General features: G+C 67.0%; 16 protein-coding genes. 7 read left to right on the top strand and 9 right to left on the bottom strand.

What is annotated here, in order from left to right; translation table 11 throughout:
• Window positions 1-680, top strand: a 680-nt coding sequence (locus VMR86_11065) for a cytochrome d ubiquinol oxidase subunit II (GenBank protein ID HTO07578.1), incomplete at its 5' end; no start/stop codon positions are given.
• 237 nt (window positions 681-917) lie between these two features.
• On the opposite strand, the gene VMR86_11060 is transcribed toward VMR86_11065, so the two are convergent.
• Window positions 918-1,616: a TetR/AcrR family transcriptional regulator gene (locus tag VMR86_11060; protein HTO07577.1), complete on the bottom strand. Its 699-nt coding sequence runs from the start codon at window positions 1,614-1,616 to the stop codon at window positions 918-920.
• 53 nt (window positions 1,617-1,669) lie between these two features.
• On the opposite strand from VMR86_11060, the gene VMR86_11055 reads away from it, so the two are divergent.
• From VMR86_11055 to VMR86_11045, 3 genes are all read left to right on the top strand, one after another.
• Window positions 1,670-2,239, top strand: a complete 570-nt coding sequence (locus tag VMR86_11055; protein HTO07576.1) for a pyridoxamine 5'-phosphate oxidase family protein — start codon at window positions 1,670-1,672, stop codon at window positions 2,237-2,239.
• Between the two features lie 35 nt (window positions 2,240-2,274).
• The gene (locus VMR86_11050) at window positions 2,275-2,427 is read left to right on the top strand and encodes a hypothetical protein (GenBank protein ID HTO07575.1); all 153 of its coding nucleotides are present in this window, start codon (window positions 2,275-2,277) and stop codon (window positions 2,425-2,427) included.
• Between the two features lie 87 nt (window positions 2,428-2,514).
• Complete coding sequence (locus VMR86_11045) at window positions 2,515-3,939, top strand: NAD(P)/FAD-dependent oxidoreductase (GenBank protein HTO07574.1); 1,425 nt, start codon at window positions 2,515-2,517, stop codon at window positions 3,937-3,939.
• A gap of 272 nt (window positions 3,940-4,211) precedes the next feature.
• Here VMR86_11045 and VMR86_11040 read toward each other — a convergent pair whose 3' ends face one another.
• Window positions 4,212-4,382, bottom strand: a complete 171-nt coding sequence (locus VMR86_11040; GenBank protein HTO07573.1) for a hypothetical protein — start codon at window positions 4,380-4,382, stop codon at window positions 4,212-4,214.
• Between the two features lie 356 nt (window positions 4,383-4,738).
• Between VMR86_11040 and ppk2 the strand changes: the two genes are divergently transcribed.
• The 3 genes from ppk2 (at window position 4,739) to VMR86_11025 (ending at window position 7,532) form a co-directional block, all read left to right on the top strand.
• Entirely contained in the window at window positions 4,739-5,551 is an 813-nt protein-coding gene (gene ppk2, locus VMR86_11035) for a polyphosphate kinase 2 (GenBank protein HTO07572.1), read from the top strand.
• Window positions 5,552-5,593: 42 nt separating this feature from the next.
• Window positions 5,594-6,856, top strand: coding sequence for a DUF4056 domain-containing protein (locus VMR86_11030; protein HTO07571.1), 1,263 nt, complete (start codon window positions 5,594-5,596; stop codon window positions 6,854-6,856).
• Window positions 6,857-7,109: 253 nt separating this feature from the next.
• Window positions 7,110-7,532 (top strand): c-type cytochrome, encoded by a 423-nt coding sequence (locus VMR86_11025; protein HTO07570.1) that lies wholly within the window; start codon window positions 7,110-7,112, stop codon window positions 7,530-7,532.
• A 68-nt stretch (window positions 7,533-7,600) separates the two neighbouring features.
• On the opposite strand, the gene VMR86_11020 is transcribed toward VMR86_11025, so the two are convergent.
• The 7 genes from VMR86_11020 to VMR86_10990 all read right to left on the bottom strand — a co-directional run.
• A complete protein-coding gene (locus VMR86_11020) occupies window positions 7,601-8,797 on the bottom strand; it encodes a DUF4056 domain-containing protein (protein HTO07569.1) in 1,197 nt (398 codons plus the stop codon).
• Between the two features lie 44 nt (window positions 8,798-8,841).
• The gene (locus tag VMR86_11015) at window positions 8,842-8,988 is read right to left on the bottom strand and encodes a hypothetical protein (protein ID HTO07568.1); all 147 of its coding nucleotides are present in this window, start codon (window positions 8,986-8,988) and stop codon (window positions 8,842-8,844) included.
• 454 nt (window positions 8,989-9,442) lie between these two features.
• The gene (locus VMR86_11010) at window positions 9,443-9,874 is read right to left on the bottom strand and encodes a hypothetical protein (GenBank protein HTO07567.1); all 432 of its coding nucleotides are present in this window, start codon (window positions 9,872-9,874) and stop codon (window positions 9,443-9,445) included.
• A gap of 23 nt (window positions 9,875-9,897) precedes the next feature.
• Window positions 9,898-10,644 carry a DUF3313 family protein gene (locus VMR86_11005; GenBank protein HTO07566.1) on the bottom strand — a complete coding sequence of 249 codons (747 nt, stop codon included), beginning with the start codon at window positions 10,642-10,644 and terminating at the stop codon, window positions 9,898-9,900.
• 80 nt (window positions 10,645-10,724) lie between these two features.
• Complete coding sequence (locus tag VMR86_11000; protein HTO07565.1) at window positions 10,725-11,792, bottom strand: class I fructose-bisphosphate aldolase; 1,068 nt, start codon at window positions 11,790-11,792, stop codon at window positions 10,725-10,727.
• On the bottom strand, window positions 11,789-12,400 hold the full coding sequence (locus VMR86_10995) for a histidine phosphatase family protein (GenBank protein ID HTO07564.1): 612 nt from the start codon (window positions 12,398-12,400) through the stop codon (window positions 11,789-11,791). The genes VMR86_11000 and VMR86_10995 overlap by 4 nt, the downstream gene beginning before the upstream one ends.
• Window positions 12,375-12,665: glycogen/starch/alpha-glucan phosphorylase (locus VMR86_10990; protein ID HTO07563.1), on the bottom strand; the 291-nt coding region annotated here is incomplete at its 5' end. The genes VMR86_10995 and VMR86_10990, both read right to left, overlap by 26 nt.

Here is a 12,665-nt window from a genome sequence, read left to right as displayed (position 1 = left end):
TGGCCATTCTGTTCGGGGCGGCGGCGGGCAACGTTGCGCGCGGCGTTCCGCTCGATGCCCAGGGTCAGTTCTCGATGGCCTTCTTCACAGACTTCCGCGTGACGGGTCAGGTCGGGCTGCTCGACTGGTACACCGTGTCGGTTGCGGTCTTCGCGGTGATCCTGTTGGCCGCTCATGGGGCCACCTATCTCGTCTGGAAGACCGAAGGTCAGGTTCACGACCGCAGCCGCGCGCTTGCAAAGCTCCTCTGGGCGGTCGCGACACCCTTTTTTCTCGCCATCACGGTCGAGTCGTGGCTCGTGCGGCCCGACGTGCCCGGGCGCGCGATCGGCAATCCCTTCTGTTGGATCGGAACCCTCGTCGTTGTCGTCTCGGCGCTCGCGCTGGCGTCCGGGCTCGCGAGAGGCCGCGAGCGGCGCGCCTTCGCGGCGTCCAACCTTCTGCTGATCGGGATACTGGCCACCGGCGCGGCTGCAATCTTCCCGGTGATGCTGCACTCGACGCTCGCGCCCGAGAACTCGCTCACTGCCTACAACGTTGCCTCCACGCCCACCGCGCTCTGGCTCGCGTCGATCTGGTGGCCGGTCGCGTTGGCGCTCACGGCCGGCTACGCCCGCTTCGTCTCCTGGCGCTATGCGGGGAAGGTCGTCGTAGAGCGGGACGATCAGCGCGTGTACTAGGCACGGCCCGTGATGCCCTGCGCCGAGCAGCAGCCGGAGTGACTGGGCTCGCTGGGGCCCGGATACTGGCAATCCCAGTCAGCGCAGCCGGTAGCGGATCTGTACTCACTCGGCCCGCTCTGCTCCAGGAGCTCGAGCCTGGGAAGCAGCTGCTCGAAGAACGTGCGCAACTCCAGGCGTCTGCGTCGACGTAGGACTTGGGATTGGTGAACAGATCCTCGGGCGAAAAGCGGCGCGTCATTGCGCATTCCTTCGTGTTCTTGGAGTCACTGGTCGCGGGAGACGTTTGCTCCGATTCGGCAGAAACGTCGCCACCAGCCCCTCCGCATGCTTCTCCACCCAGGCGGCGTCGGTCGGCTCGGCTCCCGTCAGCAGGCGGGCCTCGGGAGCATTCACGTAGGGCAGCGAGGCGGCGCCCACCAGCACGTAGTGAAACACTGCGTCGTCGATGGGCGCCGCGATGCCCGCCTCGCACAGGCGGCGCCAGAGCACGCGAACCGCATCGTAGAGCGGGCGCACGTGGCGCTCGGTCAGCCAGCGCAGCCGTGGGCTGTTGGCGGTCGCCTCGTGCACCATGATCTGGTTCAGCTCGGGGTGCGCAGCAGCGAAGCGCACGAAGCGGCGGATCATCTCGGCGAAGCCATCCGCCAGTGAGTCGGGTGCGCTGGCTCGTCCGGCCCCGACGTCGAGCCCGGTCATGGCTCGGCCGAGCTCCGCGAAGAGATGATCCACGGCGGCCTTCCAGAGCGCCTCTTTCGAGTCGAAGTGGTAGTGGATCTGCGGCTGGTGGGCGTCGGCGCGTTCGGCGATGACGCGGGTCGACGCACCGTCGAACCCCTTCGCCCCGAACTCCACCAGGGCGGCGTCCAGCAGGCGCTCGCGGTTGTCGTCCCGGGAGCGACGTACGCGCGGACGGCGCTTGCTTACTTGGCGCATGACCCGAGCATAGACTATTATCGATCGATACTAAAGCTTCCGGAGAACCGAACATGCAGATCCTCCCGCTATCCCCTGCGCCCTTCAGCGCTCCGACCGACCGCGACATGCTCCCGTCCGAGCGCCGCGAGTTCGTCCGCACCCACCGCACCTGCATCTTCGGTTACGCACGGCGCTCCGATGGGCCGGCCATGTCGGTCGTCTACTACGTGCCGACCGATGGCGACGAGCTCTTGGTCTCCACGATGGGAGGCCGCGCAAAGGCCAAGGCGGTCGCGCGCGACGGAAAGGTCAGTCTCTGCATCCTCGACGAGCGCTGGCCCTTCGCCTACCTGCAGGTCTACTGCGACGCTCGACTCGATACGGACACCGCGTTGGTGGTCGACGTCATGATGGCCGTCGGGGGCCGTATGTCGGGCCAGCCGCTACCGGAGCAAGCTCGCCCGGCCGTCCAGGCGATGGCTGAGAAAGAGCGGCGCGTCGTGCTGCGCTGTCGCCCGTACGAGACCTTTGCGCAACCGCCCCGACACCTGCACCGCAACGACCAGACAGAGCAGCTCACTCACTGGATCACGGGAGGAGTGCCGTGGAACGCGACCGACCGGCCATCGGTGCAGGTTTGACCTCCGTTCGACAGCTCGGGTATCTGGGTCTCGAAGTGAGCGACCTCGCGAAGTGGGAGCGCTTCGCCGTCGACGTGCTCGGACTCGCGCCCGCCGCGCGCCGCGAAGATGGCTCGCTCGCGCTGCGCATGGTCCGGTCGGCGCCACAATTGCGACGGGACATCGGACATGACGCGAACAGCAAATGACGCCCCTCGGATAGCCTTCCGGGCTCTCGACGATCGGGCAGTCGGCGTCGATCGGTCATCGCACCGGGGTGGTATCGGAGTGGCGCGATGATCGGCAGCGAGCCGGTTGTCGGCAACGCCGTCGCGTCACGACCGGAGAGCCGGCGACGCGTGGTGATTCTCGGTGGCGGCTTCGCGGGACTCCATGCGGCGCGGCGGCTTCAGCGGACGTTGGCGCGTCAGGGAGACCTGGAGGTGGTGCTGATCAGCCGGGAGAACTACGTGCTGTTCACCCCCATGCTCCACGAGGTAGCGGCGGGCGATCTCGACCCGGCGGACATCGTCATTCCGCTGCGAAAGATGCTGCGACGGGTTCGGGTGATCCAGGGAGAAGTCACAGACCTCGATCTGCAGGCGCGAGTGGTGCGTTACGCGGTGGGAGTACTGCGACAGCCGCGTGAGCTGACCTACGACCACCTGCTGCTGGCGATGGGGTCGGAGACGAACTACTTCGGGATGAAACAGCTCGAAGCGGCGGCCGTGACGATGAAGACACTCGGCGATGCAGCGCTGCTGCGGAACCGCATGGTCGCGCTCCTGGAGGAGGCGGCACAGGAGACGGACGAAAGCCGGCGGCGGCGATTGATGACCTTCGTGGTGGCCGGCGGCGGTTTCGCAGGCGTCGAGACGGTCGGTGCGATCAACGACTTCCTCCGCGAGACGCTCCGGTACTACCCGGAGCTCGACCAGTCCATGCTGCGGGTGGTGCTGATCCATCCGGGCAAGGTCGTGCTGCCCGAACTGGGCGAGCGCCTGGGCCGCTACGCCCAGGAGAAGTTGCAGCGGCGCGGCCTGGAGCTGCGGCTCGAGACACAGGTCACCGGCTACGAAGACGAGACGGTGAAGGTCGCGCCGGGGGACCCGATTGGCGCGATGTCGTTGATCTGGACGGCCGGCGTCATGCCGGCCGCCGCACTGGGCCCGCTCCCGGTGGACAAGATCAAAGGGCGGATCAAGGTGAACGAGTGTCTCGAAGTGACCGGACACGAAGGCGTCGTGTGGGCCGTGGGGGACTGTGCCGCGGTGCCGGATGGCCGCGGGGGCGTCCATCCGCCGACGGCCCAGCACGGTATGCGGGAAGCGCTCACAGCGGCAAAGAACATCGAAGCTGTCGTCCGGGCCGGCGCGCAGAAGCCCTTCACGTTCGCGACGATCGGGCAGTTGGCGTCGATCGGTCATCGCACGGGGGTCGCGCAGATCCTGGGGATGCAGTTCTCTGGCTTCGTCGCTTGGTGGCTGTGGCGCGGGGTCTACCTGAGCAAGCTGCCGGAGACCTCGAAGAAGGTGAGAGTGGCGATCAAGTGGTCGTTCGACCTCCTCTTCCCGCGAGACATCGAGCAGTTGGTGACGCTGCGGGACGTCGAACGCGTGGAGGAGCTCGGAGCTACGTTGCGCGCCATGCGCGAAGCCGCGGTGCCGGTGGGCAGCGCTGCCTCGCTGCCAAGTCAGCAACAAGCCGACAAGCGACCTTAACCAGTGACGAGTCACGACCGGAACTGATCTGACGCTCCCGGTATGGGAGTCAGTGGATGCCGGCGTGCTCGTAGAGGATGCGGCGCACCTCCTCGATCGTCTCCGGGTTCGCCTGGGTCGAGTGACTGAGCACGGTGGCGTGACGACCGCCCCGCCCTGCGCCATACTGCGCGCCCGCTCTGCCCGACCCCCCGTGGGGCCTGTCCGATTTCTTCCGTGGCGCGGTAGCTGATGCTGTTCTCGGCCTCGGGCGCGAAGGCCTTCGTCGCCTTCTATGACCTGGTCGTGAACCTCTCGACCGACGCGGCGATGATCCCCTGCGCGTTCTGTTCGGTGGTCGAGGCGATTCTGTTCGTGCAGCGCAAGCCGATCTCGCGCGCGCTGCGCATGGGGCCCTTCATGCCCGTGTCGCTGGTCGCGTTCGTGTTCTCGATCTCGACCATCTACGGCGCGGGTCCCGAAGCCGGCATGTGGGCGCTGATCCTGATCCTGCTGGCCGCGCCGGTCTGGGTCTGGCTCAGTGTCTCGGAGGACCGCGCCGCCCGCCCCGAATCTCGCCCCCCGCGACGGGCAACATCACTCCCGCGGTTCTGTCTCGCGCTCTACGCGAGTCACGGTCTGCACATCACACTCATTCAGCGCCTCGCGCGAATGGCCAACCCAGCCCGTCGTCGTCCGGCCGTGGCACTGGCCCGTTCACTGCCAGGTCGGCCGACGTGCATACTTCGGGAACCACGGGCGCCCATCGTGTGTCGCTGCGCCCCGGGGACAATGACTTCGAAAATTGGAGGAGATCGTGATGGCCCATGCGAACAGGGCAGTGAAGCACAAGCAGAATGGCAAGCTTTCCGGGAAGGAGTACGAGCGGGAGCTGGAGAAGCTCCACGTCGAGCTGGTCAAGCTGCAGGAGTGGGTCAAGGCGAAGGGTCTGAAGATCTGCATCGTGTTCGAGGGCCGGGACGGCGCCGGCAAGGGCGGGACGATCAAGGCGATCACCGAGCGAGTCAGTCCGCGAGTATTTCGCGTGATTGCGCTGCCCGCGCCGACCGAGCGCGAGAAGACTCAGATGTACGCCCAGCGCTACCTGCCCCACCTGCCGGCCGCCGGTGAGGTCGTGATCTGGGACCGCAGCTGGTACAACCGCGCGGGCGTCGAGCGCGTCATGGGATTCTGCGAGGAGGCGGAGGTGAAGCGCTTCCTCGAAATGATTCCGGCCTTCGAACGGCTCGTGGTCGAGTCCGGCGTCATCCTGCTCAAGTACTGGCTCGAGGTGAGCATGGAGGAGCAGACCCGCCGACTCGAGGCCCGGATCGACGACGGCCGGAAGATCTGGAAGCTCTCGCCGATGGATCTCCAGTCGTACAGTCGCTGGTACGACTACTCGCGCGCGCGCGATGAGATGTTCACCGCCAGCGATACGTCCTGGGCGCCCTGGTACGTGGTGAAGTCGGACGACAAGAAGCGCGCCCGCCTCAATCTCATCACTCACCTGCTGAGCAGAATTCCGTACAAGAAGGTGCCGCGCGAAAAGGTGAAGCTGCCGGCGCGGCAGAAGCCGCACGGCTACCGCGAGCCGGACTACCCATACAAGTACGTGGCAGAGGAGTTCTGAGGGCGGTCCTTTTCCCGACTATCCAGGAGTGCGAGCAATGACATGATCGGACCGATGCGCGTTCGTTCGTGCGCGCTCTTCGCGCTGACCACGCTTGCCGGCTGCATCCTTGCGCCGACCTGGCGGGCACAGCGCAACGTGACGCTCGAGGACGTGGCGCGCGTGCTCGACGAGCCCTCCGCCACCGAGCGGCCGCTCATGCCGGCCGACGTCCCCGCGATTCCCCTGCGGGTGGGACTTCGGCCGTGTTGCGCGTTCGGCGCGAAGCTCGGCGCGAGCATCGGCCCGATCCCGGTGCCGTTCTTCAGCCTGAGCAACATCATCGGCCTCGACCAGGTGGGTCCGCACACGTACGACGCAGAGCCACTCTCGACCTCGGGAACGTCGAGTAAGAACGCCTTCTTGGAGGAGAACAACGCGCTCCTCTACACCTGCCGCGGCGGCTTCATCGACATTGCCCATGTGCGCGACAACGCGGACTGGACGCTGTTCTTGTCCGCCGCCATCGCCCGTGCCTCGCTCACCGGCGCGACGATCGAGTTACCGAGCGAGGGCGGCGCGCGTCGCCTCCGTCTGCGCCCGCTGCCGCCGGACCTCGTCGAGCGCTATGGCCTCCGACGGGTAGCAGTCAGCGTCGGCGAGTGGCTGGCCTTCGAGCTGTCGATCTGGCACGAGATTGCAACCACCTACGGGTGGTCGGCGATGGAGCTCTATCCAGAGTATGTCTCCGCATTCTCCCCGGAGGACCTCTACTCGAACCTGCTGGGCACCAAGATCGCGGGTGGGCTTCTCGTGAACGCGGGCGAGGTCGAGACGGACGTCCTGTACGATCTGCACATGAACAAGTGGCTCCGAACCACGCTCGGGTATCTCCAACCCGTGAGCGCTGACGCGGGAGCGGAGGCCATGGCGCTCGTCGACGGCGTCTGGTGGGACTCACGCGCCCGCCTGCCCGATCCACTGCTCGTGCTCCGCCGCAGTACGGAGGCCGGGGCGGAGCTGACGCCATGGACCGTCTCGCGCGCCTATGCGTCGCCCGCGATTCAAGCGTGGGTCGACCGGCATTGCGGCGGCGGTGAGCGCCCACTGGCGCTTCGGCGCGGCCATGCGATCGGCGGGCACGAATTCAAAGACATGGCCACGCTCGAGATCGACGTCCACGTGCCCGATCCGTTTCCGTTCCCGCGGGCGGGGTCGACCCGGATCACGCAGGAGGACTTTCCGGTCGTGCTCGAGGCCGTCCGCCGCCTCGCGATCGAGCGGCTCGGGCCCGACGCGCTCCGGCCGGAGCGGACCGCCCGGTGACGCCGCGTCCAGCTCGAGTCAGGCCCCACCTCCACTGAGTGTGGACCCCGGGGTCGTTGGTTCCTATTGGCACAAATAGTGACTGGATGTCTCACGCTCATGAGCCGCCGCTCCCGATCTTGTCGGGACGCTTCCTTTTCTCTTGCACTCTGCGCACGCCGGAAAAGAATGGGCCGAAGCGATCGAAGAGTCCGAACAACGAGCCTTCCGCGCTGGTTGCGAGCGTGGACCAGCGCGGCAAGAAGGAGCAGACATGAGGAAGTCTGGGGGCCTTACAGTTGCTTTGGCGATCGGGACACTGGCCTTCGCTGCAGAGGTTGGCGGTCAGGAGAAGGAGACCACCGTGGCTGACGTCGGCCGCAAGGTCTTCGAGCAGTACTGCGCGAGCTGTCATGGGGTCGACGGAAAGGGCGGCGGTGAGTTCGCAACGTATCTGAAGACGCCGCCGCCGGACTTGACGCAAATCGCGAAGCGCCACGGTGGAACGTTCCCGGAGACCAAGCTCGCCGACTGGATCGACGGGAGAGAGCCGTTCCCCGGACACGGGACCAGGGAGATGCCGATCTGGGGTCAGCGCTTCGGATCGATGGTCGGAGAAACCACGGGAAAGCAGGCCTCGATCCGCCAGGAGTCGATCCTGCTGATCGCGTACCTCCGCTCGATCCAACAGAAGTAGCCGCGCTCACCTCACCTGTGGGAACGCTCTGAGCTCGCGCCCCTCGGAGACGCGGCTGCGCACGAACCTCACTCCGGACGATCGGCACCAGGGCCGAACTCGCGTAGATTCTGTTCTCTCACCACCGCCACGATGGCGGGGTAGTCGTCCTGAGTCACCGCGCGATGCATCGAATCGAAGGGAGGCTGTTTCGCGAGCTCGGGGTCGACCTCGATCTCGAGCCTCGCCAACGTCCGGAGCGGCGTGCCGTCGAAGCTCGAGTTCGTCGTCAGCGGCAGCGGGCTCGGCCAGTTGCCACACTCGCGTAGCAGCGCTTCGCGCAGGTCATCCGATGCCAGCGACCGGGGGACGACCCACGGGGTGAACGTGTCGCCGCTCGAGATGGCGCGGCGCAGCAGAACGCTCGGGTCGGGAAGTCGCACGCTGGACTGCCACCAGACTCCGTCCAGGTTCTGCATCGCCTCGATCGCCGTCTCCTTGGAGATCGGTCTCAGGGCGGCGAGCACCGCCCTGAACCACGCGTCCGCGCTCCGCTCGTAGATGACTTCGGAGCGAACCCCGCCCGCGAAGGCCGTGGCGACCGCGATCTTGGAGCCGAGGGCGTTCGAGTAGAGGTCCTCCGGAGAGAACGCGGAGGCCTTCTCGGAGAAGCCAGGGAAGTACTCCCAGCCGTACCAGGTGGCGATCTCGTGCCACAGGCCGAGCTGAACCGCGAGCCATTGCGCGAGCGCGGCCGTGAGCGCCAGCGGATCGTGCGTGCGGAGGAACTCGGGATCGATCCTCTGGAGCACAACGCGGCGCTTGCCCGCCTCGTTCGAGAGCTGGATCGTCGCGCCCGACGCGAGCTGCTCGAACAACCTGGAGCCGAGGTAGGTCGTCCAGTCCGCATAGTCGCGCACGTGCGCGGTGTCGATGAACCCACCGCTGCAGGTGTAGACGAGACCGTTGTTCTCCTCGCTCACGAGCTCGCCCTGGCTTCCCAGGTTGACCACGCCGCTGTCGTAGTCGTGGGGTCCGATCTCGTCGACGGTCTTCAAGTTGGTGATGGTGTAGCCGAGGATCGGTAGGAACGCGTAACGCAGCTTCAGCTTGTAGCCGAAATCGCAACACGGTCGCAGATGCTGGGGCGGCGGGATCTCCGGCACTCCTAGCTGTCGCATTCGCTTGTACAGAGACTCGGTCGACGCCTCGTCGAGCAGGAGCGCCGCGTCGGCGGGGGTCGGGGTCTCCGGGGTCAGCCACCGGATCGCCACCGCGCAGCCCACCGTCAGGAGCGCAGCGGCAGCGGCCAGAGCTAGTCGCGACCCCGTCATCGCGAGCGCCGGCTCGGGTCGCCGTCGTCGGGGAACTCCCAGCCAAAGCCCCAGCGCCAGGGCAGCGGCATCAGGCCCGGCCCACCCACTCGCACGCCCAAGTACATCCAGCGCGAGAGCCAGGCATGCCCGAGCTGGGCCACGCACTGCTCCAGCCGCTCATCCGCTCTCTCCCGCTCCTCCGAGCTGCCGCCGCACCAGTACTCCACATCGTGCTGTACGCAGCACTCCGCCCAATCGCCGTCGGCGAACGCGGAACAGCCGTCGGTCACGAAAGGCTTTGGGGGGCTCTGACCCGTTCGCTGGATGCACAAGGAGCCGGCGCGATCGGCGAGCTGCTGCGCCGCGATAGGGTCGTCTCGGTAGGGAGAGACGGTGTCACTGGTGTGGGCGCAGGCCAGGAGTCCGAGCCCGAGCAAGGGTACGGGCCATGCGAGGGTCGAGCCGCAGGCCCGCATCGTCCACTGCAGGCGGCTCGCCCGAGCGCCTCTGCCCATCGCGGCGAAGCATAGCCCCGACACGGGCCTCGCGAGCGCAAGCCAGAATGGCACAAGGACGATGGGCCGCGGTCGCACGAATCTGCCGGAGCGAGTCCTGCTAGACCCCCAGATCCTTGCGGCAGGCCTCGCTGAAACGGCGAAGGATGTCGAGCTGCGCGATTCGTCCACGCGCCAGCACCTCATGGATGTTCTTGTCCGGGCCCTCATAGAGCTCGATGATCCGCTCGATGACCTCCACTGCAGTGGAGAGCACGAGCGGGGACGCGAAGAGTCTCAGCTTGCTGACCAGCGCGTAGGCATTCACGAGCTTCGAGACGTCGTCGAGCTTGTGAGTCAGGGCATCGGTGAAGAGCCTCGAGGCTTCGTCGATGAACTGCCCGGAGATGTGCTCCTTCCGGGCGATCTCCCGCGTGTAGCGCTCTGTACGGCTCTGCACGCTCAGAGTGAGCCAGGTCGTCGCGACGGACGAAAACGCACCGACTGCGGATCCCGCGAGGACCGCGACAGCGGAAAAGTAAGAGTCGTTCATGGCTCAGGCCTCCTTCCGCGCGCTCACCACGGCAGCAGAGTGAAATAGGGCGAGTGCTTCACCTGCACGTCGCTCGGCGTATTCGACAGCTCGACGAGCTCCTCGGACCATTGGACGAAGATCTCGTGGACGTTCCCGTACCATGTCATCGAACGCACGTCGACGACGCGCATCGGGCCGATCTCGCGATCCGCGCCCATCGCGACGACCTCGCCCGTGCCGCCGTCGCGACCGCGCATCTCGAACGCGACAGACCCCTGGTCCGTGAATGCCGCGAGCGTCGCGGCCGGAATTCCGATCTCGAGTGGCGCAGCCCAGGCAGCGGTGGCGAGGATTCCGAGTCCGGCTTTGTTCGGCACCAGCTCGACGAGCGCCGTCTCGACCACGAGGGTCTCCGCGTCGACGCCGGAGGCGTCCTCGAGCACTTGGAAGTGGTGCTTCGGGTCGTCGCGGAACGCCTTTGCGATGTCGTCGTGGAACTCGATCGCGAGCTCCGCGATGTCTTTCTTCACGTCGATCGTGCGCACGTTCAGCCGCTGCCAGAGGGTCATCTCGAGCACGTGGCGGGTGTCGACCGCGGCGACGTACAGCTTGTGATAGTGACTCCAATCGAAGGTCGGCGAGAGCCAGACGCGGTCGAAAGGATCCCGCTCCGGGTGCGGCGACATCTTCTCGGGATGCTCGAGGTAGCCGGTGTCGGGGGCCGGCGACGCCGCGAGGACCTTCTCCTCGAGCTTGTCCGTGGTCTTGCACGAGGCAAGCACGAACATCGCACAGAGCAAAAACGCCCTCGCGCTCGGGTTCATCTCACCGGGCAGTCTATCGCAGCGGCGGATCGGCAGGCGACATGCTAGTCGTCGTGCCAGCCCGCGAGGTGGTCCGGTGCCCTCACGCCGTGTGACTGCCTCTCCTCGGCATCCGTGTACGCCCCGCGCGCGGCGAGGCTGTTGCAACGCGCGCGGTGGCAGAACACCCGCTGCGCCGCGGCGACTTTCTCGGGCTTGCCGAGCCACGTCGCGAGCGCCGCATCCTGAAGCGCGCGCCCGTACGAAAAGGTCAGCGCCCAGGGCTTCGGCCCCTCGGCGCGGTTGATTGCGTCGAGGTGCCGAGTGGCGAGCACATCGTTCTGGCCGCCGGACAGGAAGACGACGCCCGGGACGGCCGGCGGCACGTGGCGCCGCAGGCAGCGCAGCGTTACCTCCGCCACCTGCTCGACGGAGGCCTGTCTGGGACAGGCCGCACCGGCGACCGCCATGTTCGGCTTGAGCAGCATGCCCTCGAGCCGGACCTCCTGCTCGAAGAGCGCGGCGAAAACGGCGTGCAGCACTCGGCCCGTCGCCTCTTCGCAGCGCTCGATCGAGTGTGTCCCATTCATCAGCAGCTCGGGCTCGACGATGGGCACGAGACCCTGCTCCTGGCAGAGGGCCGCGTAGCGCCCCAGGGCGTGGGCGTTGGCGGCCACGCACCCCGAGCTCGGAAGCACGTCGCTCACGTCGAACACCGCGCGCCACTTGGCGAAGCGCGCCCCCAGCTCCCGGTACTCCGCGAGCCGCTCGCGCAGCCCGTCGAGGCCTTCAGTCACGTGCTCGCCCTCGAACCCGGCCAGCGGCTTCGCGCCCCGGTCGACCTTGATGCCGGGAAGCATGCCGAGGTGGCTGCACTCGGAGGCGAGCCGCAACCCCCCGGAGGCCTGCTGGCGGATCGTCTCGTCATGCAGGATCACGCCGCTGATGAACTCACTGGCTCCGGGCGTTGTGAGCAGCATCTGACGGTAGTCTCGCCGGCTCTCTGGAGTGGACTCGATCTTCAGCGCGTCGAAGCGCTTGGTCAGCGTGGGCACGGTCTCGTCAGCGGCGAGCAACCCCTTGCCGCGCGCCACCAGAGCGGCGGCCGTTCCTTCCAGCTCGGACTTCGTCACGGCATCGACCTCGCGTTCAACGGGGCGTTCCAGATCTTCACTGCGGGAATGCCTCGGTAGTAACCGAGGACGTTCAGCGTCGAAGTGTCGAGGAGGAAGTGACCTCCCTCGGTCGGTGCCAGCCCGATCCAGCGCGCCGCGAAGACCCGGAAGACATGGCCGTGCCCGAATAGCGCGACACGCCCTGCGACTGCGCGGACCTTGCCGATCAGCCGATCGACGCGGGCCCCGACTTCGCCCGGGCTCTCGCCGCCGGGGCACCCGTCGGCGAAGATCATCCAGCCTGGGGCCCGGCGCTGGATCTGCTCGGGCGTCAGCCCCTCGTACTCGCCGTAGCGCCACTCCATCAGGTCCGGATCGGCCTTCACGCGATCCCCGAGACCGGCCAGCTCGCACGTCTCCTGCGCGCGCTGCAGCGGGCTCGCCAGCACCAGGCTGAAGTTCAGTCCCGCGAGCAATGGCTCGAGCTGCTTCGCTGCTCTGCGACCCTTCTCCGTCAACGGGATGTCGGTGACTCCCGTGTGCTGGCCGGAGAGGCTCCATTGCGTTTCGCCGTGGCGGATCAGAAAGACCTCCGTCGCGCTATGAGACCGGGCAGGCCCTGACATTCCAGATTTCCTTCGCGTACTCGGCGATGGTGCGATCGCTCGAGAACTTGCCAGAGGCGGCCACGTTCTGGATCGCCTTGCCACTCCACGCCTGCGGATCCGCGTACAGCGCGACGAGTCGCGCGTCCGCCTCGAGATAGGACCGCAGATCCGCGAGGTGCATGTAGTAGTCCCCGTGCGCGAGCAGCGCGTCTCGCAGCGGGGCGAACACGCCGGGCTCGTTCGGGCTGAAGTGGTCGGAGAACACGAGGTCGAGCGCCGCGCG

Source organism: Myxococcota bacterium (assembly GCA_035498015.1).
Classification (GTDB): Bacteria; Myxococcota_A; UBA9160; order SZUA-336; family SZUA-336; genus VGRW01.
Note: the sequence above shows the minus strand (reverse complement) of the source record. Positions and strands in the feature narration are given on the sequence as shown.